The organism is Aeromonas sp. R5-3, from assembly GCF_040908225.1.
Lineage (GTDB): Bacteria > Pseudomonadota > Gammaproteobacteria > Enterobacterales > Aeromonadaceae > Aeromonas > Aeromonas dhakensis.
In genome coordinates, this window is sequence record NZ_JBFODH010000029.1 from 314,149 (window position 1) to 339,025 (window position 24,877).

Annotated in this window: 20 protein-coding genes; 15 read left to right on the forward strand and 5 right to left on the reverse strand. The window is 62.4% G+C overall.

The genetic code is table 11. The features are described 5' to 3' along the window. Window positions 1-284 precede the first annotated feature (284 nt). From cadC to pdxY, 4 genes are all read left to right on the forward strand, one after another. Complete coding sequence (gene cadC / locus AB5Y95_RS20770) at window positions 285-1,811, forward strand: lysine decarboxylation/transport transcriptional activator CadC (protein ID WP_201899544.1); 1,527 nt, start codon at window positions 285-287, stop codon at window positions 1,809-1,811. 734 nt (window positions 1,812-2,545) lie between these two features. Continuing rightward, window positions 2,546-3,880, forward strand: a complete 1,335-nt coding sequence (cadB, locus tag AB5Y95_RS20775; RefSeq protein WP_005303424.1) for a cadaverine/lysine antiporter — start codon at window positions 2,546-2,548, stop codon at window positions 3,878-3,880. A 77-nt stretch (window positions 3,881-3,957) separates the two neighbouring features. Next, complete coding sequence (locus AB5Y95_RS20780) at window positions 3,958-6,090, forward strand: lysine decarboxylase CadA (RefSeq protein ID WP_026458905.1); 2,133 nt, start codon at window positions 3,958-3,960, stop codon at window positions 6,088-6,090. A 71-nt stretch (window positions 6,091-6,161) separates the two neighbouring features. After that, on the forward strand, window positions 6,162-7,025 hold the full coding sequence (gene pdxY / locus AB5Y95_RS20785; protein ID WP_368161956.1) for a pyridoxal kinase PdxY: 864 nt from the start codon (window positions 6,162-6,164) through the stop codon (window positions 7,023-7,025). Window positions 7,026-7,032: 7 nt separating this feature from the next. Here the strand turns inward: pdxY and AB5Y95_RS20790 are convergent, their stop codons facing one another. Beyond that, window positions 7,033-8,451, reverse strand: a complete 1,419-nt coding sequence (locus AB5Y95_RS20790) for an MATE family efflux transporter (RefSeq protein WP_005303418.1) — start codon at window positions 8,449-8,451, stop codon at window positions 7,033-7,035. A gap of 99 nt (window positions 8,452-8,550) precedes the next feature. Then, on the reverse strand, window positions 8,551-9,465 hold the full coding sequence (locus tag AB5Y95_RS20795) for a LysR family transcriptional regulator (protein ID WP_005303415.1): 915 nt from the start codon (window positions 9,463-9,465) through the stop codon (window positions 8,551-8,553). Window positions 9,466-9,972: 507 nt separating this feature from the next. Between AB5Y95_RS20795 and AB5Y95_RS20800 the strand changes: the two genes are divergently transcribed. Both AB5Y95_RS20800 and yjeH read left to right on the forward strand, forming a co-directional pair. Further along, complete coding sequence (locus AB5Y95_RS20800) at window positions 9,973-11,268, forward strand: HAAAP family serine/threonine permease (RefSeq protein ID WP_005303413.1); 1,296 nt, start codon at window positions 9,973-9,975, stop codon at window positions 11,266-11,268. A 177-nt stretch (window positions 11,269-11,445) separates the two neighbouring features. Continuing rightward, on the forward strand, window positions 11,446-12,726 hold the full coding sequence (gene yjeH / locus AB5Y95_RS20805; protein ID WP_368161958.1) for an L-methionine/branched-chain amino acid transporter: 1,281 nt from the start codon (window positions 11,446-11,448) through the stop codon (window positions 12,724-12,726). 40 nt (window positions 12,727-12,766) lie between these two features. Here yjeH and AB5Y95_RS20810 read toward each other — a convergent pair whose 3' ends face one another. Both AB5Y95_RS20810 and AB5Y95_RS20815 read right to left on the reverse strand, forming a co-directional pair. Beyond that, the gene (locus tag AB5Y95_RS20810; protein ID WP_368161959.1) at window positions 12,767-13,306 is read right to left on the reverse strand and encodes a GNAT family N-acetyltransferase; all 540 of its coding nucleotides are present in this window, start codon (window positions 13,304-13,306) and stop codon (window positions 12,767-12,769) included. A gap of 72 nt (window positions 13,307-13,378) precedes the next feature. After that, a complete protein-coding gene (locus tag AB5Y95_RS20815; protein WP_368161960.1) occupies window positions 13,379-15,112 on the reverse strand; it encodes an ABC-F family ATP-binding cassette domain-containing protein in 1,734 nt (577 codons plus the stop codon). Between the two features lie 750 nt (window positions 15,113-15,862). On the opposite strand from AB5Y95_RS20815, the gene rpe reads away from it, so the two are divergent. The 9 genes from rpe (at window position 15,863) to AB5Y95_RS20860 (ending at window position 24,169) form a co-directional block, all read left to right on the forward strand. After that, entirely contained in the window at window positions 15,863-16,537 is a 675-nt protein-coding gene (gene rpe, locus AB5Y95_RS20820) for a ribulose-phosphate 3-epimerase (protein ID WP_010633199.1), read from the forward strand. After that, window positions 16,524-17,192: a phosphoglycolate phosphatase gene (locus AB5Y95_RS20825; RefSeq protein WP_017787946.1), complete on the forward strand. Its 669-nt coding sequence runs from the start codon at window positions 16,524-16,526 to the stop codon at window positions 17,190-17,192. Before rpe ends, AB5Y95_RS20825 begins: the two co-directional genes overlap by 14 nt. 39 nt (window positions 17,193-17,231) lie before the next feature. Beyond that, complete coding sequence (gene trpS, locus AB5Y95_RS20830) at window positions 17,232-18,236, forward strand: tryptophan--tRNA ligase (RefSeq protein WP_005298400.1); 1,005 nt, start codon at window positions 17,232-17,234, stop codon at window positions 18,234-18,236. A gap of 124 nt (window positions 18,237-18,360) precedes the next feature. Continuing rightward, window positions 18,361-18,576, forward strand: a complete 216-nt coding sequence (locus AB5Y95_RS20835) for a hypothetical protein (RefSeq protein ID WP_005298403.1) — start codon at window positions 18,361-18,363, stop codon at window positions 18,574-18,576. A gap of 20 nt (window positions 18,577-18,596) precedes the next feature. Further along, window positions 18,597-19,178, forward strand: coding sequence for an aminodeoxychorismate synthase component II (locus AB5Y95_RS20840; protein ID WP_005298405.1), 582 nt, complete (start codon window positions 18,597-18,599; stop codon window positions 19,176-19,178). A gap of 277 nt (window positions 19,179-19,455) precedes the next feature. After that, window positions 19,456-20,673 (forward strand): aspartate aminotransferase family protein, encoded by a 1,218-nt coding sequence (locus AB5Y95_RS20845; RefSeq protein WP_005298407.1) that lies wholly within the window; start codon window positions 19,456-19,458, stop codon window positions 20,671-20,673. Between the two features lie 75 nt (window positions 20,674-20,748). Continuing rightward, window positions 20,749-21,768 carry an arginine N-succinyltransferase gene (astA, locus tag AB5Y95_RS20850; RefSeq protein WP_005298408.1) on the forward strand — a complete coding sequence of 340 codons (1,020 nt, stop codon included), beginning with the start codon at window positions 20,749-20,751 and terminating at the stop codon, window positions 21,766-21,768. Between the two features lie 70 nt (window positions 21,769-21,838). After that, complete coding sequence (gene astD / locus AB5Y95_RS20855; RefSeq protein ID WP_368161962.1) at window positions 21,839-23,308, forward strand: succinylglutamate-semialdehyde dehydrogenase; 1,470 nt, start codon at window positions 21,839-21,841, stop codon at window positions 23,306-23,308. A gap of 63 nt (window positions 23,309-23,371) precedes the next feature. Beyond that, on the forward strand, window positions 23,372-24,169 hold the full coding sequence (locus AB5Y95_RS20860; protein ID WP_005298414.1) for a DUF1338 domain-containing protein: 798 nt from the start codon (window positions 23,372-23,374) through the stop codon (window positions 24,167-24,169). Between the two features lie 88 nt (window positions 24,170-24,257). Here AB5Y95_RS20860 and AB5Y95_RS20865 read toward each other — a convergent pair whose 3' ends face one another. Then, window positions 24,258-24,854, reverse strand: a complete 597-nt coding sequence (locus AB5Y95_RS20865) for an HAD family hydrolase (RefSeq protein ID WP_368161963.1) — start codon at window positions 24,852-24,854, stop codon at window positions 24,258-24,260. Window positions 24,855-24,877: the final 23 nt, after the last annotated feature.

A 24,877-nucleotide genomic window follows, 5' to 3' on the forward strand; every position in this document is an offset into this window, starting at 1 on the left:
CACGATGTTTGCCAAAACCCCCATGTTGGATCAATTCAGCGGCGATTTGTGGCCAAAAAAAGTGGGATCCCACTCCCGTTTTGCTTAAAGTGACCCTTTCCGATCGACCCGATCGGCATGCCCGCAAGGACGCTCTGCGGACGTAAACAGGCCAGCCCGGCCTGACTCACAGGAATGTTCACCCTGCCGGCGGCACTGCCTTTTGCAGCGCCCTGCTGCCCGTTCAGCCGCCCGGTGTTACGTCACTCTCATCTTGCATCGTCTCCATCTGCAGCGAGTGAATCATGAGCGAATCGGTTTTTGAGATCCACGACTGGACCCTGAGCGTCGACGACAACATGCTCTGTCGCCCCGACCGCGAGGTCTACCTCGAGCCCCGGCTGGTCAATCTGTTGCGCTTCCTGGCGAGCAACGCCGGCACAGTGTTCGGGCGCGACTGCCTGATCAACGAGGTCTGGGACGGCGCCGAGGTAACCGATCAGGTGGTCACCCAATCCATTTTCGAGCTGCGCAAGATCCTCAAGGATGGCCGCAACGACGCCGCCGACTACATAGTCACCGTACCCAAGCGCGGCTACAAGCTGGTGGTGCCGGTGCGGCCGCAGCAGGTGGTCTCGGTGGTGATGGCAGGCCAGCAGGAGAGCGTGACTGCCCCCCGGCCGCCGCTTGCGGCGCCAGCCATGGATGAAGAAGAGGAGCAGGCCAACGTCACTCCCTTCCCGGCCGGTCCGCTGACCCGCGCCGTCACCACCCATGCCAGGGAGGGGGGCAGCCGCTGGAAGCTGGTGGGGTTCGACATCTTCGTGGTGGCGATCCTGGTCACCCTGGTCAGCCTGCTCAGTTATCAGCACGCCAGCCCTCAGGTGCACTCCATGCTGGATCCCGAGCTGCTGGTGTTTCGCTTTCACTCCGGCATGGATGGCAGCAACGAGAACGTGCGCCTCGCCGACGGCATCACCCGCGCCCTGATGGGGGAGGTGGCCGCCGCTACGCCGCTGCGGGTGCAGTACGGCGCCAACACCCTGATGGGGGGCATCCTGCCCGGCAAGGAGTTGAGCGTGCGGGTCTCCCGCCAGCCGGGGGGCACCTATCTCGATCTGGAGTACCGCAACATCAACACCAACCGGGTGCTGTTCAGCCACCAGTACCAGCTCAGCCGCCACAACGTGCACGGGGTGCTGCAGGCGAGCAGCCGGGATCTGCTGAGCGCCCTCAATCAGCCGGACGCGCAGCCTGGCATGGGCTGGCCCACCGATGACGGCGCCTTGATGGCCATGATGGAGGCGCACTACTACATCAACAGCCAGGATCCGGTGGCCCTCAAGCGTGGCGTCGAGCTGCTCGACAAGTCGCTGACCAGCCAGCCGGATCAGCCGCTGCTGCTGGCGGAGCGCTATCTGGCCGGGGAGGCGCTGGCAACCCTGACGGGCACCCCCCAGAGCGACCGGTTGCAGCAGATAGGTGCTCACCTGGCCCGGGTGGTTCAGAGCCAGCCGTTGCAGCCGGCCCGGGTGTGGGAGGCGCTGACCCTGCAGGCCATTCTGGGCGGCCAGCAGCAGGAGGCCAACCGTCTGCTGGGTGAGGCTGGCAGCCGGGGTCGTTCTGTGCTCTATCACATATTGCGCGGCAAGCTGGCGGAGCTGGACGGTCACCCGGAAGCGGCGGGGGATGCCTACAGCCAGGCCTTTCTGATGGAGGCGACCGAGCAGACCTACCTGCTCTGCCAGCAGCTCGGCTTCTACAGCAACATGGAGACCCTCACCCCGGCGCTGTTCAACGCCCTGGGCCAGAGCAAGGTCAAGTTGTTCTGAACGGCGCCGGCCGCGCTCTGCTCCACCGATCGCAGGCGGCCCACGGGCGGCCTGCGTGTTTCTTGCCCTCCCATGGGCACTCGGGCTTGCTCTTCTATCCCTATCCCTATCCCTTGCCCGCAGCAACGACTGGCCATGGCAGGCCTGTGGTGGCGCCATCCCCCTGTTCCATCCTCTGCTGATAAAGCTCCGGCCGCCATTTGCAGCTGCAGCCTGTCGATGCCGACAGTCGTGACCGTCGCCCGGTGACCTGGCCGCCTTTGTCGATATCGCACCGGGTCATCACTGCGCCCGTTTGGTGTGTGAGGGGGCGTTATGCCGGTCAGGTGGGCCCCGGGTCGTGCAAAGCGAGCGGTGCAATGAAGGGCGGTGAGGGGAAAAGAGGGTCGCTTTGGCATATGCAGTTCGGGGGAGAGGGGGTTGTTGGCCCAGCTGCACCGCAGCGGGTCATCAGAAAAATATCAAGGTGGTTCGGGTGACACCTAGTGCTCTCATCAAGGGGGGCGAAGGATATCAAGATTTTATCAAGATGCTTGCGGTGCTTTAAGTCAACCTGCTGTTTTAACTCTGTTTTTATCAGCTTCGATGGGCGGGCTGAAAAAGTTTGCTCATGTTTTTATCCCTTAGCGGGACTTTATGTTTTCCGGGGCGCAGAGGCCTAGTCTGTGGCCATTGATTGGCGGAAGGCTCCGCCAAGCGTGTGTTTGATGCCTTAATATCGACCCGGAGATTTTATGTCCCTAGATACGAGCAAGAAGATCGGCCTTGTCGCCTGTACAGGTGTAGTGGCCGGCAACATGATGGGGAGCGGTATCGCGCTGCTGCCCTCGGCCCTGGCCACCATAGGTTCCATCTCTGTGTTCAGCTGGGCCATCTGCCTGGTCGGCGCCATGGGGCTGGCCTTCGTGTTCGCCCGCCTCGCCACCAAGAACCCGCAGGAGGGCGGCCCCATCGCCTACGCCGGCGAGATCTCTCCGGTGTTCGGCTTCCAGACCGGTGTGCTCTACTACCACGCCAACTGGATCGGCAACCTGGCCATCGCCATCACCGGCGTCTCCTACCTCTCCGTCTTCTTCCCGATCCTCAACAGCCCGATCCCGGCCGCCGCGGCCACCATCGCCGCCGTCTGGATCTTCACCCTGGTCAACCTGCTGGGCGGCAGCTGGGTGAGCCGGCTCTGTACCCTGGGTCTGGTGCTGATCCTGCTGCCGGTGGTGGGTACCGCCCTGGTGGGTTGGGGTCACTTTGATGCCGCCGTCTACAGCCAGAACTGGAACACCACCAGCGGCAGCGACCTGCATGCGGTCATCAGCGCCGTGCTGATCTGCCTCTGGTCCTTCGTCGGTGTTGAATCTGCCGCCGTCTCCTCCGGCATGGTGAAAAATCCCAAGCGCACCGTACCGCTCGCCACCATGTTGGGCACCGGTATCGCGGGGGTCATCTACATCCTCTCCACCCAGGTGATCAGCGGCATGTTCCCGGCCGGTGAAGTGGCGGCCTCCGGCGCCCCGTTTGCCATGGCCTCCTCCGTCATCTTCGGCAACTGGTCCGCGCCGTTCGTCTCCGCCTTCACCGCCCTGGCCTGCTTCACCTCGCTGGGCTCCTGGATGATGCTGGTGGGCGAGGCGGGCAAGCGCGCCGCCCACGACGGCAACTTCCCGAAAATCTACGGCGAAGTGGACAAGAACGGCGTCGCCAAGAAGGGTCTGATCCTGGGCTCCCTCAAGATGACTGCGCTGATGATCGGCCTGACCGCCTTCACCTCCCAGTCCGCCCACGCGGCTGATCTCTTCAACGTGCTGACCACAGATGCGGTGCTGCTGACCATGCTGCCCTACTTCTACTCCAGCATTAACCTCATTCGCTTCGAGGGCATGACCTCCCGCAGCATCGGCGCCATGATCTTCTCCGGTGTGGCCTGCGTCTTCTGCCTGATTGCCCTGATGGGGGCCAAGGGTTCCAACCTCACAGCAACCTTCGTGGTGTCGCTCATCATCCTGATGTTCTACGCCAAAAAACTGGGCCTGCGTCAGCACGATGCCCTGCTGAGCGAACAGCCCAGCAACTGATTTCCCCTTTTATCTTCCGAGCGCTCTTCACTCACCATCCCTGATGGAGAGCGCCCTCTTACGTGTGGAGCATCAAGATGAACATCATTGCCATCCTCAACCACCTCGGCGTTTTCTTCAAAGAAGAACCCATTCGCCAGCTGCAAGCCTCCCTCGAGCGCAAGGGTTTCGAGGTCGTCTATCCGGTCGATGTGGCCGACTTGCTGAAACTCATCGAGAAGAACCCCCGCGTCTGCGGCGCCATCTTTGACTGGGACAAATACTCCCTGGGTCTGTGCAAGGAGATCCACGATCGCAACGAGAAGCTGCCGATCTTCGCCTTCGCCAACGACCAGTCCACCCTGGACATTCACCTGACTGACCTGCGTCTGAACGTGCACTTCTTCGAGTACCGTCTCGGCATGGCTGACGACATCGCCCTCAAGATGGGTCAGGCCACCCAGGAGTATCAGGACGCCATCCTGCCGCCGTTCACCAAGGCGCTGTTCAAGTACGTGGAAGAGGGCAAGTATACCTTCTGTACCCCGGGTCACATGGGCGGTACCGCCTTCCAGATGAGCCCGGCCGGCAGCATCTTCTATGACTTCTACGGCCCGAACGCCTTCAAGGCCGACGTCTCCATCTCCATGCCGGAGCTGGGCTCCCTGCTGGATCACTCAGGTCCGCACAAGGAAGCCGAGGAGTACATCGCCCGTACCTTCAACGCCGATCGCTCCTACATCGTCACCAACGGCACCTCCACCGCCAACAAGATCGTCGGCATGTACTCGGCGCCGGCCGGCAGCACCGTGCTGGTGGATCGCAACTGCCACAAGTCGCTCACTCACCTGATGATGATGAATGACGTGACCCCGCTCTACTTCCGTCCGACCCGCAACGCCTATGGCATTCTGGGTGGCATCCCGCAGAGCGAATTCAGCCGCGACACCATCGCCGCCAAGGTGGCCGCCACTCCGGGTGCCCAGGCGCCGCGCTACGCCGTGATCACCAACTCCACCTATGACGGCCTGCTCTACAACACCGGCTTCATCAAGGAGGCGCTGGACACCCCCTACATCCACTTCGACAGTGCCTGGGTGCCCTACACCAACTTCAGCCCGATCTATGAAGGCAAGTGCGGCATGAGCGGTGAAGCCATGCCGGGCAAGGTGTTCTACGAAACCCAGTCCACCCACAAGCTGCTGGCGGCCTTCTCCCAGGCGTCGATGATCCACATCAAGGGTGACGTGGAGGAAGAGACCTTCAACGAAGCCTTCATGATGCACACCTCCACCTCGCCGCAGTACGGCATCGTGGCATCGACCGAGATCTCCGCCGCCATGATGCGTGGCAACACCGGCAAGCGGCTGATCAAGGACTCCATCGATCGCGCCATCTCCTTCCGCAAAGAGATCAAGCGTCTGCGCGAGCAGAGCGAAGGCTGGTTCTTCGACGTATGGCAGCCGGACGACATCGACACCGTCGAGTGCTGGAAGCTGGATCCGAAGGATGACTGGCACGGCTTCAAGGACATCGACGACGATCACATGTACCTGGATCCCATCAAGGTGACCCTGCTGACCCCGGGCATGGGCCGCGATGGCCAGCTGCTGGAGCGCGGTCTCCCGGCGTCCCTGGTCTCCAAGTTCCTGGACGAGCGCGGCATCGTGGTGGAGAAGACCGGCCCCTACAACCTGTTGTTCCTCTTCTCCATCGGTATCGATCAGTCCAAGGCGATGCAGCTGCTGCGTGCCCTGACCGAGTTCAAGCGTGGCTACGACCTGAACCTGACTATCAAGAGCATTCTGCCGAGCCTCTATCGTGAAGACCCGAGCTTCTACGAAGGGATGCGCATCCAGGAGCTGGCCCAGCGCATTCACGAGCTGACCAGCAAGTACCGTCTGCCGGAGCTGATGTTCAAGGCGTTCGACGTGCTGCCGGAGATGAAGATGACCCCGCACGCCGCCTGGCAGCAGGAGCTGGCCGGCAACGTGGTGGAAGTACCGCTGCGCGACATGGTGGACCGCATCAGCGCCAACATGATCCTGCCCTACCCGCCGGGAGTACCGCTGGTGCTGCCGGGCGAGATGGTGACCCAGGATTCCCTGCCGGTGCTCGAGTTCCTCGAGATGCTGTGCGAGATCGGTGCCCACTACCCGGGCTTCGAGACCGACATCCACGGCCTCTATCGTCAGGCCGATGGCAGCTACACCGTCAAGGTGCTGCGCTAATCACAGTGACAACAACGGGCCGCAAGGCCCGTTTTTCCCATTTTGGTTCATCCATTTTTTTGCGAGTCAGCATGAAGCGAGTTCTCTCCATCCAGTCCCACGTGGTGTTCGGTTGCGCCGGCAACAGCGCCGCCGTGTTTCCCATGCGCCGCATGGGGCTGGAGGTGTGGCCCGTCAACACGGTGCAATTTTCCAACCATACCCAGTACAGCGCAGGCTGGCAGGGGATGGTGATGCCAAACGGCCATATCCGCAAGCTGATGGCGGGGCTGGCCGACATCGGTGTGCTGGGGCAGTGCGATGCGATCCTGAGCGGCTATCTCGGCTCGGCCGAGCAGGGGGAGGAGATCCTGGCGGCGGTGGCTCACCTCAAGGCGCTCAATCCGCATGCCCGCTATTTTTGCGACCCCGTGATGGGGCATCCCGACAAGGGGTGTATCGTCGCGCCCGGCGTCGCCGATTTTCTGAAAAACCGGGCGCTGGCCTGCGCCGACCTGCTGGCCCCCAATCTGCTGGAGCTGGAGCAGCTGACCGGCCGCGAGATCCACAACCTGAGCGAGGCGATGGCCGCCTGCCAGCAACTGCGTGACGGGGGTGTCGAGCTGGTGATGGTCAAGCATCTGGGCCGCGCCGGCTTGGGCCTGGACTGGTTCGAGATGCTGCTGGTGTGCGAAGAGGGGGCGTTTCATATCTCGCGCCCCCTCTATGAGTTTCAACGTCAGCCCATCGGCGTGGGGGATCTGCTGAGTGCCACCATGCTGGCCAACCTGCTGGCGGGCTTTACGCCGGTGGCGGCGTTCGAGCGCACCAATGCCAGCGTGGACATGGTGCTGGCCCAGACCTGGCTGGCGGGCGCCTACGAGCTGCAGCTGGTGGCCGCCCAGCAGGCGCTGGTCGAGCCCGAGATCCGCACCTGCGCCAGCCGGCTGGGCTAGCTGCGCATCAGCCTGCGCGCCGTGCCAGCGTGACCTGCTGACGGGCAAGCGCCTTGGGCGAGCGCCTGGTGTGCGGGGCGCAGGCCAGCTTGAGCTGGTGCCACTCGCGCCACAGCAACCAGCACAGTGGCAGGGTCAGCAGCAGCACAGTGGTGGGCTGGGCCAGCAGCACGCCGTCGCGGCCCCACCAGAGCGGCAGCATGAAGATCAGCGGCAGCAGCAGCAGGGTCTTGGCGATGGAGATGAACAGCGCCTGACGGGTGCGCGCCATGGATTGCAGCAGCACGATGCCGAACATGATGATCCCCTCCAGCGGAATGGCGCCGAGATTGAGGGTCAGGCTGCTGATGGCGGCCGCGAGCAGCTCGCCATCCTGATCGCCGGTGTAGAGCATGGCCACCTGGCGCGGCAGCAGCTGGATCAGCAGCCAGACCGCCAGACCGTAGACGAGCGTGATCTTGAGCCCCATCTCCATCAGGAACTTCAGATCGCGATGGCGCTTGGCGCCGGCCGCCTGGCTGACCAGCGGCTGGATGCCGAAAGCCAGCCCCTGCAGAATGACGATGAACACCGCCTCGGTGTAGCCGGCCACGGTGAAGCCCGCCAGATCCTTGACCGAGCCGTGCACCATCAGCTGGCTGTTGTGCAGCATCAGCAGCAGGCCAAGGTTGAACTGGGCGATGAGGCTCGGCAAACCGGTGAACAGCAGGTTTGGCATGGCCGGCAAGCTGGGCAGCAGCTGGCGCCATTCCAGTCGCAATCTGGCGTGACGGGTAAAGAAGTAACCCAGGCCCAGCAGGCTGACCACCCCTTCCGAGATGAGGGTGGCCTGAGCCGTACCGATGAGTCCCAGCCCCAGCCGGCCCACCATGATGTAGTTGAGGATGATGTTGAGGATGGCGCCGCCGCTGACCAGCAGCATGGCGAGCCGCGGCCGGCCGTCGTTGCGCAGCAGATAGGGCACCGCCAGGTTGCAGGCCAGCAGCAGGGTGCCGCCGCCGATCCAGTAGAGGTAGTCGCTGGCCTGTTGCCAGGTGTCGGTGCCCTGCTCGATGCCCAGTGCCAGCAGGATGTCGATGTGCCAGTAGTGCAGCAGCAGCGGTGCCACCGTGCCCAGCCCCGCTAGCAGCCAGAGCGCATTGACCAGCGCCTGGCGGGCCAGCCCGGTGTTCCTGGCGCCCTGCTGGAAGGAGATGGCGGTGGCCGCTCCCATGCTGATCATGGCGGCAAGGCCGATCAGCACCATGATGACCGGGTAGACCAGGTTGATACCGGCGAGGCCGGCGGCCCCCACGTAGTGGCCGACGAAGATGCCATCGACCAGGTAGTAGGCGCCGGATACCAGCATGGCCATGACGGAGGGGAGGGCATAGCCCCAGAAACGGCGGGTCATCGCCCGCTGGCGCAGAGTGAAATAGGCAGACATATCTGTTCTCTTGGGGAGTTCGATTATCGAGCAGACAGTCTAGATTAATATTGTTTTTGCGATAATCCGGGTTCTACTTGAAGGATTGATGAGCAATATTCAGTAATTGGTCGGTTGATAGTGGGCTTTCAGCATGTCGATGAGAGCTCGCAAGCCGCTGCCCAGCTGATGCCGGCTGGGATAGAAGAGATAAAAACCGGCAAAGGTGGGGCACCAGGGCTCCAGCACGGTGAGCAGTTTCCCCTGGGCTACTTTTTGGCTCACCTCCTCTTCCAGACAGTAGGCCAGCCCCAGCCCCGCCTCGGCAGCCCCCAGATAGAGGGCCGGCGTGCTGGTGGTGAGCGGACCCGTCACCTCTATCTCCAGCAGGGACCCCTCCTCCCCGGCGAAGGCCCAGCGGTAGTGATGGGAGGGGGTGAGCCGGTAGCCGATGCAGGCGTGGCGCGACAGCTCGCGGGGGTGCTGTGGTGTGCCGTGTTCGGCCAGATAGGCGGGCGCCGCCACCACCAGATAGCGCTGGGGCGGCCCGAGCGGTACCCCGATCATCTCCTTGGGCAGCAGATCGCCGTAGAAGAGGGCGGCGTCATAGCCATCCTCGATGAGGCGCGGCATCAGCTCCTGTTCCACCACCTCCACCTGCATGCGCGGGTAGCGTACCAGGTAATCGATCAACACCGGGGCCAGCAGGTCGTCGATGGCCCCGCGCGGTGCGCAGATCTTCAGCCGTCCCACCGGCTCATCGCTGTGACGGGTCAGCTCGCCCAGTGCGCTCTCCAGATGGTTCAGGGTCGGCAGCAGCTGGGTCAGCAGCCGCTGGCCCGCCTCGGTGGGCACCACGGCGCGGGTGCTGCGGTTGAGCAGCCGTACCCCCAGCCGGGTCTCCAGCCCTTTCAGGCTGTGGCTCAGGGCAGATGCCGAGACCCCGAGTTCGAGGGCGGCCTTGCTGAAGCTCTGGTGACGGGCGACGGCGGCAAACACCGCCAGTTCGGCGAGGTCGGTACGGGTGATGGCCATATTAATTCAGCGGAAAAATGTTGAACAACAGGGTACGCCAGGGCGGGGCAAGGCACAACGTGGCCAACAAACAGACACATGTAGCGAAATTGTTGTACCCATAAGGATATAGATACGGGTGAAACTACCGCTATTTGTTAACGGCTGTTCACAAAATTGGGCTCGAAACGTGATCTCTGACGCCAGAAAGGCGATTCCAATCAAACTTTGGTTGATTAATTCAAAAAAACACTGTGATCGCTAAGGGGATTTAATTAGAGTCAGCTCATCGAAACAAAGGCGTGTTAGTGAGTTGTAAAAACTGACGCGTTTGCGGCCCTCGGGCCCACTCCCCACCGGTCTGTTTGTTGCAATTTGGTTGTTACATGGAGTGATGACCAGTTTGCCGGAGCGATGGGAATGAGAATAAAACAGGGATGAACTGCAGGCGTTCCAGGGAAATGGGACAGGGCATTGCGCCCGGTTGACTAGATATTTTCTATTTTCCTTGATGACAGGAACACCCCTATGTCTGACATGAACATTGCAGTAGAAGGCAACTTAGCCAGTAATGCATCTTCCCGTGGCATCAACAAGGCCGATGTGGTCTGGATGCTGGGTCTGTACGGTACCGCCATCGGTGCCGGTGTGCTCTTCCTGCCGATCAACGCCGGTGTAGGTGGCCTGTGGCCGCTGGTTGCCATGCTGATCCTGGCCCTGCCGCTGACCTTCTTCGCCCACCGTGGCCTGACCCGCTTCGTGCTGTCCGGCTCCACCCGTGACGGCGACATCACCGAAGTAGTAGAAGAGCACTTCGGCAAGACCGCAGGCAAGTTCATCACCCTGCTCTACTTCTTTGCCATCTACCCGATCGTGCTGATGTACTCGGTCGCCATCACCAACACAGTCGAGAGCCTGATTGTTCACCAGCTGGGCATGACTGCACCTCCCCGTGCCGTGCTGTCACTGGCGCTGATCCTGGGTCTGATGGCGGTTGTTCGTCTGGGCGGCCAGGTCATCGTCAAGGCGATGAGCGTGCTGGTATTCCCGTTCGTGATCACCCTGATGGGCCTGGCGCTCTACCTGATCCCGCACTGGAACGGTGCCATCATTACCGAAGCCCCGGCGCTGGGTGATGCCTTCAACGGCGATTTCATCAAGACCCTGTGGCTGGCCATCCCGGTCATGGTGTTCTCCTTCAACCACTCCCCGATCATCTCCTCCTTCGCGGTGGACAACAAGGGTCGTTACGGTGAAGGTGCCGAGAAGAAGTGCAGCAACATCCTGCTGGGCGCCCACGTCATGATGGTGATGACCGTTATGTTCTTCGTATTCAGCTGCGTACTGAGCCTCTCTCCGGCTGACCTGGCTGCCGCCAAGGAACAGAACATCTCCATCCTGTCCTACCTGGCCAACCACTTCGACAACCCGGTCATCGCCACCGTGGCACCGCTCATCGCCATGGTTGCCATCAGCAAATCCTTCCTGGGTCACTACCTGGGTGCGCAAGAGGGCATGAACGGCCTGATGGCCAAGGCGCTGCGCGAGAAGGGCAAGAACGTTGACACCAAGCAACTGAACAAAGTCACTGCCGTGTTCATGATCCTGACCACCTGGGCCATCGCCACCATCAACCCGAGCATCCTCGGCATGATTGAAGACCTGGGCGGCCCCATCATCGCCATGCTGCTGTTCCTGATGCCGATGTACGCCATCACCAAGGTGCCGGCCATGCGCAAATACGCTGGCAACATCAGCAACGGCTTCGTGACCATCATCGGCCTGATCGCCATGTCCGGTATCATCTATAAGCTGATTGCCTGATAACTCCGGTTACCCGCTTGAATGAAGAAGCCGCCTCGCAAGAGGCGGCTTTTTTTATGGCCGCTGTCCAGGGCTACGGCCTTGCATAAAACCGGGCATATTCTCGCCGCCGCCCTTAACAAAGAGGCGGGGCAGGCCTAACATGGCGGGATGTTTTTCTAGACAGGACAAAAGGATATGTCTGGGTTGAAAAAGGATCTCGGGCTTTGGCAGGGGATGGGACTGCTCGCCACCTCCCTGCTCGGCACCGGGATCTTCGTGGTACCGGCGACGGCTGCCTCGTTGGCAGGTGGGGCTTCGCTCTGGGCCTGGTTGTTGCTGATTGCGCTGGTGCTGCCGATTGCCTTTACCTTCGCTCGCCTCGGCCGCCGCTACCCCCACGCCGGCGGGGCGCCACACCTCATCGGTCTCGCCTTTGGCAACGGCGCCGAACGCTTCTCCGCCTTCCTGTTTCTGGCCGTGCTGCCGGTGGGCCTGCCCGCCGCCCTGATGATCGCCGCCGGCTTCTGGCATGCCCTGTTCGATCTGGGGGAGTGGACCCTGTGGGGCATCCAGTTGCTCACCCTGCTGGGGGTCTTTCTGCTGGGGTTGCGCGGAGCGCGCTCCTCCGGCAACCTGCAGTTGCTGATCGCGCTCGCCATTTTGGGGCTCACCCTGCTTATCTGGTTCAAGGGGGATATCAGCTGGCGCGACGCCGCCCGGCCGCTGCCGACGACGGAGGAATGGCCCGCTATGGCCACCGCGCTGGCGGTGATGTTCTGGTGTTTCGTCGGGCTCGAGGCCTTCGCCCACATGGGGGAGGAGTTCAAGCGACCGGAGCGGGATTACCCTATCGCCCTGCTCGGTGGTGTGTTGCTGGCGGGGCTCATCTACTGGATACACTCGCTGGTGGTGCTCAAATATGGCCTCTACGGCGATGAGGCGACCAACGCCACCGCCATTCCTGCCCTGCTCTCGCTGCTGTTCGGCCCCACCGCCAAGTGGCTGGTGGCGGTGCTCGGCTACCTCTCCTGTTTTGCCAGCATCAACATCTACATTCAGGGTTTTGCAAGGCTTATCTGGAGCATGGCGCGCGAAGGCAAGCTGCCCCCCTCGCTGGCGGTGCTTACCGCTCGGGGCGCGCCGCTGCGGGCGCTCGGTCTGGTACTGCTCATCTGCCTGCTCTGCATCACCCTCATCATCTGGTTGCGACTGCCCCTCGATGAGCTGATCCGCTACGCCAACGGCAACTTCGTGCTGGTCTACCTGCTCTGCATGGCGGCGGGCTGGCGTCTGCTCGGCGGGGTGGGCAAGGGGCTGGCGGGGGTGAGCGTGCTGCTCTGCGCCCTGGTGCTGGTGGCGCTCGCTTCCCAGGTGCTCTATGCCGTCGTGCTCAGTCTGGGTTACGGCTGCTTCTCGTTGTGGCGGCGCAGAGGTCGCCGCTCGGCGCCAGATGATCGTGTCTGCGCCATCAAGTAACCCGACAAAAGCCCCGCAGTGCGGGGCTTTTTGCTGCCTGTCAGCGGTTGGCGGGCAGGTCACTGCGCAAGATGGCGTAGTGGCGCAGGGAGATGAAACCATCCCCCTTGCGTTCGCACTCCCGCGCGGAGCCCTCGTAGTGAAAGCCGGCCCGCTCCAGCAGGCGGGCGGAGGGGCGGTTGGGCTCCTCCACCACCGCCAGCAACCGGTGCAGCGCTGTGGTGCGATAAGTGAGCGGCAGCCACAGTTGCAGCGCCGCGCTCATCACTCCCTTGCCCCAATGCTCGGGATAGAGCCAGTAGCCCAGCTCGGCCCGCCGGTGCTCAGGGTCGGCATCGTTGTAGCCGATGGCGCCGAGCGGTTCGCCCGTGTGCCGGTCACAAATGAGGTGCCAGGCGCCGCGGCCGGTGCGGGTCAGCTCGGCATACCAATCCATCTGGGCCTGGCACGCCGTCAGGCTGTCGTAGCTGACGCCGTAGTAGGCGACGACCCGCGGATCCGACAGGCCGCGGAAGATGTGGGGCAGATCGGCGTCGCTGACCGGATCCAGCCTGATGTGGGGTTGCTGCGTTGATGTCATGGTGGCTCCTTGCGGCCAACCTGAGTTGGCCGCGTGAGTTGAGTGATAAAGGATGGATGATGCTGGCTGGTGTCAGGCAAAGCCGAGCAGGTCAGCAAGGTGCGCCAGTTCGTCACGCCACTGCTGCTGAAGGCGCGGGGTCTGGTGCCTGGGCTTGCGGGCCAGATCGGCGGCGAGCAGGGCATCGAGCTCATACCAGCGTGCCAGCAGTGCCTCTTCGTCATGTGTCGGGCCGGCCGGGGCCTGCCCCATGGCGGGGGCGGCCAGGCTTGCCTTGTCTGCTGCCGGCAAGGGCGGGTTGCCGAGCAGCTCGGCATAGGCGCGCTCGGCACTGTGAGCCTCCTGGATGCGCCCATCCCTTATCAGCCAGAAGCGGTTGCAGCTACGCTCGATCAGTTCCCGGTCGTGGGAGACCAGCAGCACGCCCCCCGGGAAGGCGGCAATGGCCTCGGCCAGTTCCTCCTTGCCCGCCAGATCCAGGTGGTTGGTGGGCTCGTCGAGCCAGAGCATGTGGTGGCTGCCGAGCGACAGGGCGAGAAACAGCAGCCGTGCCCGCTCGCCCCCGCTCAAGGTGTGCACCTGCTGGCCGTGGCGGACATAGGGGAAGCCCGCCCGGATCAGTGCCTGACGCCGCATGGTCTCTGGCAGAGGGGCCAGCGGGTAGAGGGCGTCGCTCAGGGTGGCGTCGTCCGCCAGCTGCTGCAGGGACTGATCGTAATAGGCGATGCTGGCGCCGGGGTGGCAGTACCAGCCAGCCTGTGGGCTCTGCGCGACCAGTTCGCGCCAGCACTGGCGCAGCAGGGAGGACTTGCCGGTGCCGTTGGCTCCGAGCAGGGCGACCCTGTCCCCCGCCCGCAGCCAGAGTTCCTCGGCCCGCAGCAGCGGCGGCAATGATGGCGCCGGCGCCACGTCGAGGGTCTCCAGCCGCAGCAGGGTGTCGGCTGGCAGGCTCAGTCCGCGCAGCTCGAGCCGCCAGGGGGCCAGCGCCGCGACCTGACTCTGCTCCTCCTGCAGGCGGGCGATGCGTTTTTCCATGGATTTGGCCTGGCGTACCAGCTTCTCGTTGTCATGCTCCCGCCCCCAGAGGGCGAGGCGCTTGCTGCTGGCGCTCAGGCGGTCGATCTCCTTTTGCTCGTCGGCCCGGCGCAGGCGGGCCTGCTCATCCTCGGCGGCCAGCGCCGCCCTGGCCTGGCTGCAGGGCAGGGCGAAGCGGTGCAGCCGACCATCTCGCAGGATCAGGGTCTGATCCGTGACGCTGTCCAGCAGGCGAGCGTCGTGGGAAACCAGCACGAAGGCACCGCGCCAGCCCAGCAGAAACTGCTCGAGCCAGAGCAGGGCGGGCAGGTCCAGGTGGTTGCTGGGCTCATCGAGCAGCAGCAGGTTGGGTTGGCGCAGCAGGGCGCGCCCTATCTGCAGCCGGCTGTGCTGGCCGCCGCTCAGCGCACTGACCGGCAGCGTGGCCTGGGCCTCCAGCTGCAGCTCGGCCAGCAGCTTGTCCACCTGCCACTCGGCGCTCGGGTCGTTGCCCAGCGCATCCAGCAGCACGGCGCGGGTGCTGAGGGTTGAAAGTCTGGCTGGCAGTTGCTGGGCCACGAACTCGCAGCGGCAGGCGGCAGCCTGCACGACCCGGCCGGCCTGGGGCGTGCGCTCGCCCGCCAGCAGCGCCAACAATGTGCTCTTGCCGCAGCCGTTGGCGCCAATCAGGCCGAGTCGGTCGCCTGCGCGAATGCCGAGTTCGAGGTGGTCAAATAACGGAAGGTGCCCCGCACTCATCTGCAGGGAATGGGTACTCATCAGGGTTGTCATGCTCTTGCTCTCTTAAATCGCGGGATCGGAGATCCCTGTCATCAGGAGCGCTGGCGACAACGGCAGAGTCGAGAAAGGTCTCGGTATGGAAGGGAGTCGGCTTTGCTCGAACCCGCTATCGCAGCGCGATGGTATGCAGGCAAGAGCAGGCGAATGTGCCGAACAGGCGAGCCGAGAACATCGGACACGCTTGGATAACCATTTTTTACCTCCTTGTGTTTCGTTATGGCACGGTGCGGCGATTATAAGCGCAGAAAAAATAACCGTCTATCCGCGATGATGACGCTCCATGAGCGGGACGGGGGCATCGTCAGGTGCAGAGCAAAAAGACTATGTCCTAGTAGGTGTTGTATGGAGTACCCATGAGATATCCAGGCACATCTGATGTTTGCTTCCTTCCCGTAAGGTCCTGCCCAGATATGAATAGTTGCAACACGGCCTTCACCACAGGTGTCGTTGAGGGGGATGACTCTGATGCAAGCTCAGTAACAATGGGAAAAGAGAGAGTAGATGTAGAAAGGCTATCACACATGACGAAGAAGGTTTTCGCGGTGATAACTAGCGTTGAGGTTCACCTTACAACACGTACTTGAGGCTGGGTCTTATTGATACTTGTAGACGCGATGTTTGGTTCTCATGTTCTGTCATGATGAGGTTCGCTTTTTCCATACCGTGTGCGGGTCGTTTTCGGCGCTCGTTTGCGGTAAAATTGCGCCGCTTTTTCTGCCACGCTGCCAATGGATGACGCTGATGAAAGACTTTCTGATTGCCCCCTCGATCCTCTCCGCCGACTTTGCCCGTCTGGGGGACGATGTCGCCAAGGTGCTGGCCGCCGGTGCCGACGTGGTCCATTTCGACGTGATGGACAACCATTATGTGCCCAACCTGACCATAGGCCCCATGGTCTGTCAGGCCCTGCGTGACTACGGTATCGAAGCCCCCATCGACGTGCACCTGATGGTCAAGCCGGTGGATCGCATCATTCCCGACTTTGCCAAGGCCGGTGCTTCCCTCATCACCTTCCACCCGGAAGCGTCCGACCACGTTGACCGCTCCCTGGGGCTCATCAAGGAGCAAGGCTGCCAGGCAGGTCTGGTGCTGAACCCGGCCACCCCGCTCACCTGCCTGGAGTACGTGATGGACAAGCTGGACGTGATCCTGCTGATGTCGGTCAACCCGGGCTTCGGTGGCCAGAGCTTCATTCCCGGCACCCTCGACAAGCTGCGCCAGGTGCGACGCCTGATCGACGAGAGCGGCCGCGACATCCGTCTCGAGATCGATGGTGGGGTCAAGGTGGAGAACATCCGTGAAATTGCCCAGGCGGGTGCCGACATGTTCGTGGCCGGCTCTGCCATCTTCAGCCGCCCGGACTACAAGGCGGTGATCGACGAGATGCGGGCGGAGCTCTCTCATGTCAAACGCTGAACGTGATTTTGACCTGGTGCTGTTCGATCTGGACGGCACCCTGATCGACAGCGCCCCGCAACTGGCGCTGGCGGTCAACCGTACGCTGACCGAACTCGGGCTGGCCGAGGCTGACGAGGCCGTGGTGCGGACCTGGGTCGGCAACGGTGCCGACAAGCTGATCCAGCGTGCGCTGGACTATCGCGCGGCGCCTGAGCTGTTTGCCAGCGCCCGTCCGCTGTTTGACCGCCACTACCAGGCTTGCCTGCTGGAAGGGCTGGCCATGTATGACGGGGTCGAGCAGAGCCTGCGCCGCCTTCAGGCGCTGGGCTACCGGCAGGGGATCGTGACCAACAAGCCGAGCCACTTCGTGCAGCCGATCCTCGATGCCCTCGGCATCGCCGATTGCTTCGCGCTCTGGCTGGGGGGCAACTGCGTGCCGGTCAAGAAACCGAGCCCGGAACCGCTGCTGCTGGCCTGCCACGAGCTGGGCGCCAGCCCGTCGCGCACCCTGATGGTGGGCGACTCCGAAAATGACGTGCTGGCCGCCCAGGCCGCCGGCATGAAGGTGGTGGGGCTGACCTACGGCTACAACTACGGTCGTCCCATCGCAGATTCCCGCCCGGACTGGGTATGCGAACAGTTTGCCCAGCTCGACGCGCTGCTGGCCGAATAAGCTGGCCAGGCAGGCCGAATAACAAGGATCAACACTCTGATGACTAAACCTATCGTATTGAGCGGGGCCCAACCGTCGGGCCAGCTGACCATCGGCAACTACATGGGGGCCCTGCGTCAGTGGGTCAACATGCAGGATGACTTCGACTGCCTCTACTGCATCGTCGATCTGCACGCCATCACCACCCGCCAGGATCCGGCCGCCCTGCGCAAGGCCTGCCTGGACGCCGCCGCCCTCTATCTGGCGGTGGGCATCGATCCGGCCAAGAGCACCGTCTTCATCCAGTCCCACGTGCCGCAGCACGCGGAGCTCGGCTGGATCCTGAACTGCTACACCCAGATGGGCGAGCTGTCGCGCATGACCCAGTTCAAGGACAAGTCCGCCCGTTTCGAGAACAACGTCAACGTCGGCCTGTTCGGTTATCCGGTGCTGATGGCGGCCGACATTCTGCTCTATCAGGCCAATCAGGTGCCGGTGGGCAACGATCAGAAGCAGCACCTGGAGCTGACCCGCGACATCTGCACCCGCTTCAACAACCTCTACGGCGAGGTGTTCACCCTGCCGGAGCCCTTCATTCCGACCGAAGGCGCCCGGGTGATGAGCCTGCAGGATCCGACCAAGAAGATGTCCAAGTCGGATGACAACGAGGCCAACTTCATCGGCCTGCTGGAAGATCCCAAGCAGATCGTCAAGAAGATCAAGCGCGCGGTGACCGACTCCGACGAGCCGGCGGTGGTGCGTTTCGATCCGGAGAACAAGCCGGGGGTTTCCAACCTGCTGACCCTGATGTCCGGGGTGACAGGTCGCTCCATCCCCGAGCTGGAGCAGCATTTCGAAGGCAAGATGTACGGTCACCTCAAGACCGAAACCGCCGAGGCCGTGGTTGCCTTGCTGGAGCCGATCCAGGCGCGCTTCCACGAGCTGCGTCAGGATGAGGCTCATCTGCAGGCCATTTTGGCGGCAGGTGCACAAAAGGCGCGGGAAAGGGCTGAAAAAACCCTGGCCAGCGTATATGATGTAGTCGGCTTCGTTCCTCGAGCCTGACATACTGGGAAGGTGTAGTAGAAGAGAGCTGGGTATTTGCCTGGCTTTCTTTGTTTTACCCGACCTGCTATTCGTTGTTTTCATCTTCCAATTTCAAACGCGGGCGTCTGCCCCAAGAGTTAGCATGTCTGTCGAATCAAATACCACGATTGAAGAGTTGGGTGACAAGGGTCACTGGCTGCGCAAGTTCCGCAAGGCCAAGAACCTGCATACCCTGCAACTGATGGTCTCCAACGCCATCGACAAGCACCACAAAATCCCCGCCATCGCCGCCGCCATCTACCTGGCCGAGTGCCAGCGCGAGCGCGAGATGGAGCAGGGCCGCTATCTGGATCGTTAATTCTCTGCCCTGGTTGACCCATGCTGTTGTTGATCGATAACTACGACTCCTTTACCTGGAATCTGGTGCAATATTTTGGCGCCCTGGGACAGGAGGTGGTGGTGAAGCGCAATGACGAGCTGACGCTGGACGCCATCGCCCGGCTCTCTCCCCGCTATCTGGTGATCTCTCCCGGCCCTTGCACGCCAAACGAGGCGGGCATCTCTCTGGCGGCCATCTCCCGTTTTGCCGGCCAACTTCCCATTCTCGGCGTCTGTCTCGGTCACCAGTCCCTGGCCCAGGCGTTCGGCGCTCAGGTTGTACGTGCGCGCCAGATGATGCACGGCAAGACCTCGCTCATTCGCCATCGGGGGGAGGGAGTCTTCAAGGGGCTCAACGACCCGTTGCGGGTCACCCGCTACCATTCGCTCATCGTGGAGCGCGACACCCTGCCCGATTGTCTCGAGATCACCGCCTGGAGCGAACATGCCGACGGCAGCCCGGACGAGATCATGGGCCTGCGCCATAAGCAGTTGAATATAGAGGGGGTTCAGTTCCATCCGGAGAGCATTTTGAGCGAACAGGGCCATCAATTGCTGGCCAATTTTCTGGCAAATTCCTGACAAGTCGTGATCGGCCTCTCAAAATCGTGATGAGGCCAAAAATATTTTCCCTGACACTTTATTCACCTGCCTCCCTGTCCAAATTATCTCTTGCCAACACCCCCTGAGCCGTTATGCAATGCGGTTGCCTAAAATCTCACGGGCAATCGAACATTGTTCCCTGTAACGCGCTTTGTTGCAGACTTTTAGCTTTTTTTCTGTGACAATGCCGATGTGTTTACATGGATTTAACTTTTGGGCGGTGGATTATTCTGTCGCCAGATCGAAGGAGAGCAATATGTCAGAGTTGTTGGCAGTGACACGTGAAGTGTTTGATGAAGTGATGGTTCCCAACTATGCGCCCGCCAAGATCATCCCGGTGCGTGGTGAAGGGTCACGTGTCTGGGATCAGGAAGGCCGTGAGTATGTGGACTTCGCCGGCGGGATCGCCGTCAATGGCCTGGGCCATTGCCATCCCAAGCTGGTAGAGGCCCTGAAAACCCAGGGCGAGAAGCTGTGGCACCTCTCCAACGTGATGACCAACGAGCCGGCTCTGCGCCTGGCCAAGAAGCTGGTCGCCGCTACCTTCGCCGACAAGGTCTATTTCTGCAACTCCGGTGCCGAAGCCAACGAAGCCGCCCTCAAGCTGGCCCGTCGCTACGCCATCGAGAAGTTCGGCGCCCACAAGACCCAGATCATCGCCTTCCATCAGGGTTTCCACGGTCGTACCTTCTTTACCGTCAGTGTCGGTGGCCAGGCTGCCTACTCCGATGGTTTCGGTCCCAAGCCCGCTGACATCACCCACGTGGCTTACAACGATCTGGCCGCACTGGCCGAGGTCATCTCCGACAATACCTGTGCCGTGGTGATGGAGCCGCTGCAGGGCGAGGGTGGCATCATTCGTCCCACCGACGAGTTTGCCAAAGGGGTGCGCGAGCTGTGCGACCAGCACAACGCCCTGCTGATCTATGACGAAGTGCAATCCGGCGTCGGCCGTACCGGCGATCTGTTTGCCTACATGGGTCTGGGCGTCACGCCGGACATCCTCACCAGCGCCAAGGCGCTGGGCGGCGGCTTCCCCATCGGCGCCATGCTGACCACCACCGAGATCGCCTCCCACCTGAAAGTGGGCACTCACGGCTCCACCTACGGTGGCAACCCGCTGGCCTGTGCGGTGGCCGAGGCGGTGATCGACGTGATCAACACCCCGGAAGTGCTGAGCGGCATCAAGCAGCGCGAGCAGCTGTTCCGCGAAGGGCTGGAAGCCATCAACGCCAAGTACCACTGCTTCAGCGAAGTGCGCGGCAAGGGCCTGCTGCTGGGCGCCGTGCTGAACGATGACTACAAGGGACGCTCGCGCGATTTCCTGCTGGCCTCCATCGATCAGGGTCTGATGGCGCTGGTTGCCGGTACCAACGTGGTGCGCTTCGCGCCGTCCCTGGTTATTCCGGAAGCGGACATCAAGGAAGGGCTGGCCCGGTTCGAGAAAGCGGTTGCCCAGGTGGTTAACGCCTGATCCAAATTGAGGTGGGGAACCCGCCCGGCAGGAGCCGGGCCCCCACCTGTCGTCAATGAAAGGGAGTTGTCATTTATGTTGGTTATCCGTCCCATCGAGCAAAAAGATTTTGCCGGTCTCAAGACCTGTGCCATCGAATCCGGCACCGGCATGACCTCGTTGCCCGTCAACGATGAACTGCTGCAGCGCAAGATAGACGCCTCCACCCAGACCTTTTCGGACAAGCCTGCGGGCAAGGGTGACTGCCTCTATTTCTTCGTCGCCGAGGATCTGGAGACCGGCGAAATGGTCGGTACCTGCGCCATCGATGCGGCCGTGGGCCTGTCACAGCCGTTCTACAACTATCACATCGGCAAGGTGGTGCACTCTTCCCCCAAGCTCGGCATCTACAACGTGGTGGAGACGCTCACCCTCTCCAACGACTACACCGGCAATTCCGAGCTCTGCACCCTGTTTCTGCGCGAATGCGCCCGCGAGGGGCTCAACGGCCGTCTGCTCTCCAAGCACCGCTTTCTGTTCATGGCCGAACACCCCGAGCTGTTTGACGAAACCGTCTTCGCCGAGATGCGTGGCGTCTCCGATGGCGATGGTCACAGCCCCTTCTACGAGTGGCTGCAAAAGCATTTCTTCTCGATGGATTTTCCCACCGTCGACTATCTCACCGGCATCGGAAAGAAGCGCTTCATCGCCGAGCTGATGCCCAAGTACCCCATCTACGTCAATCTGCTGAGCAACGAGGCGCGCGCCGTCATCGGTCAGACCCACGAGAAGACCCGCCCGGCCATCAAGATGCTGCAGGACGAAGGGTTCGTGAATCGCGGCTATGTCGACATCTTCGATGCCGGCCCCACCGTCGAGTGCGACGTGAAGAACATTCGCAGCGTGCGCCGCAGCCAGAAGCTGCGGGTACTGGTGGGCGAGCCCATCGGCGGCAAGACCCACCTGATCTGCAACACCCGCTACGAGCACTACCGCGCCTGTTACGGCAACATCCGGGTCGATCTCGACAAGCACGAGGCCATCATTCCGCCCAAGATGGCGGCGGCGCTCAAGGTGCAGGATGGCGACATGGTGCGTGCCGTCGATCTCGACTGATCCGGCTGGCGACGAAACCGAATATGAAACAGGCAGCCTCGGCTGCCTGCATACCACAGGGAGTGATTGGATGACTCATTTAGTGCAGTTTATCGACGGTCAGTGGCTGGCCGGTGAAGGCAAGCAGTTCGAATCAAAGGATCCGGCCAAGAATCAGGTGATCTGGCAAGGGGAGGCCGCCAGCGCCGCCCAGGTGGATGCCGCCATCAAGGCCGCCCGCCAAGCCTTCTATCATTGGTCCGATCTGGCCCTCGACGATCGTCTGACCATCGTGCGCCGCTACGCCGACCTGCTTGGCGAGCACAAGGAGGCGCTGGCACTGACCATCGCCCGCGAGACCGGCAAGCCGCTGTGGGAGACCCGTACCGAGGTCGCCGCCATGCAGGGCAAGATCGCCATCTCCATCCGCGCCCATGACGAGCGCACCGGCACGGTGGAGAACCCCATGCCGGGCGCCAAGGCATTCGTGCGTCACAAGCCCCACGGCGTTGTCGCCGTGTTCGGCCCCTACAACTTCCCGGGCCACCTGCCCAACGGTCATATCGTGCCGGCGCTGATCGCCGGCAATACCGTGGTGTTCAAGCCGTCCGAGCTGACCCCCATGGTGGCTGAAGCCATGCTGAAGGTGTGGCAGGAGGCGGGACTGCCCAAGGGCGTGCTCAACCTGGTGCAGGGCGAGGTGGACACCGGCAAGGCGCTGGCTGGCAACCCGGACATCGACGGCCTTTTCTTCACCGGTTCATCCCGCACCGGCCACTTCCTGCACCAGCAGTTTGCCGGCCAGCCGGGCAAGATCCTGGCCCTGGAGATGGGTGGCAACAACCCGCTGATCGTGAAAGAGGTGAGCGACATCGACGGCGCCGTGCACGCCATCGTGCAATCCGCCTTCATCACCTCGGGCCAGCGCTGCACCTGCTCGCGCCGCCTGTTTGTCGAGCGCGGCGAGCGGGGCGATGCTCTGGTCAAGCGCCTGGTGGAGGTGGTCGGCCAGATCAAGGTCGGCCTCTATGACGCCGCCGAGCAGCCGTTCATGGGCGCCATGATCAGCGAGAAGGCAGCGCTCGGCATGGTCGAGGCGCAAGCCAACCTGCAGCGCCTCGGTGGCGAGAGCCTGCTTACCCTCAAGCACCTGGAAGCGGGCACCGGCTTCGTCTCCCCAGGCATCATAGACGTGACCGCGGTCAGCGCGCTGCCGGATGAAGAGTACTTCGGCCCGCTGCTGCAGCTCATTCGCTACGACGACTTCGATGCCTCCATCGAGAAGGCGAACGCCACCAGCTTCGGCCTCTCGGCCGGCCTGCTCGGCGACAGCGAGGCGGACTGGAACCACTTCTTCAAGCGCATTCGCGCCGGCATCGTCAACTGGAACAAGCCCATCACCGGCGCCTCCAGTGCCGCCCCGTTCGGCGGCATCGGCGCCTCCGGCAACCACAGAGCGAGCGCCTACTACGCCGCCGACTACTGTGCGTATCCGGTGGCTTCCGTCGAAGACAGCAAGGCCGCCATGCCGGATCAGCTGTCTCCCGGCCTGAGCTTCTGACAACAACGAAAAGGGGGCACCTCAGGGTGCCCCTGTCTGTACCCGCAATCAAAGGAAAGAGAGATGCAAAAGGATATCGACACCCTGTTCAGTCATCTGTGGGACAACTACATCAAGGTGACCCCGAGTGCCCACAAGGTGCACACCCTGCTGGGGGGCGGTGAACCCATCGTCAACGATCACGTGGCGTTTCGCACCTACAACCTGCCCAAGCTGGGGCTGGAGAAGCTGGCGGCCCACTTCCTGGCGCTCGGCTACGAGCAGAAGGGCGAGTACGTGTTCAAGGCCAAGAAGCTCTACGCCAAGCACTTCGAGCACAAGGATCCGGACGCTCCCAAGGTGTTCATCAGCGAGCTGAAGGTAGAGGAGCTCTCCGAAGGTGCTCAGGCCATCATCCACAAGCTGGTGGATCAGGTGCCCGATCATCTGACCGATACCGCCGCCTTCCTCTATGCCGGTGCCCCCTGGCAGGTCTCCTATGCCGACTACCAGACCCTGCTGGCGGAGAGCGAGTATGCGGCCTGGATGGCGGCCTGGGGTTATCGCGCCAACCACTTCACCGTCAACATCAACCGCCTGCGGGATTTCGACACCATAGAGCAGGTCAACGCTGCCCTGAAAGCGGCCGGCTTCGTGCTCAACAGCGTGGGCGGCGAGGTGAAAGGGGACCCGCAGGTGATGCTGGAGCAATCCTCCACCATGGCCGACAAGGCGGACGTGGCCTTCAGCGACGGTGTGCGCACCATCCCGAGCTGCTTCTACGAATTCGCCCTGCGCTACCCGCAGGCCGACGGCGTGCTCTATCCGGGCTTCGTCGAGGCATCGGCTGACAAGATCTTCGAGTCCACCAACGCCATGTAAGCCGGGGCCGGGTGATTCCGGCACTGCTGCATGCAAAACGCCTCCCTTGCGGAGGCGTTTTCATTGGTGACCGCGAGGGTTGTGTGGCCTAGCGCTGGTAGAGCTCCCCCTCCAGCACCAGTACCGTCTCCATTCCAGCAGCGCGGCCGGCCTGCAGGCCGATCTGGGTATCTTCGAACACCAGGCAGTTGGCGGGGTTGGCCCCCAGCTGCTCGGCCACTTGCAGGAAGGTGTCGGGGTGGGGCTTGTGGTTGACCACGTCGTCGGCGCTCACCACCACCTGGATATAGGCATCGAGCCCGGTGCTTTTGAGGATCGACTCCGCCTGATTGCGCGGCGAGCCCGTGCCGATACCCATGGGGACCTTGCCGTGGCAGCGCCTGACCAGCTCCCACATGGCAGGAAAGACGCTCACTTGCTGGATATGCTCCATGTAGAGGGCCACCTTGCGCCGGGTGAAGGCCTCCGCATCGATATCCAGCCCATGCTGTTCGGCCAGGATGGCGACGATCTTGCGGGTGGGAATACCGCCGTACTCGTTGAGCTGGGCGCGATCGAAGGGCAGGCCGAACTCGGCGCTGGTGGCTTCCCAAGCATCCAGGTGGCGCGGCATGGAGTCCACCAGGGTGCCGTCCATATCGAAAATCAGGGCGTCGTACTGCTCAAACCGGAACTGCTCGGACATGGGGCTGCTTCCTCTCGGGGTAA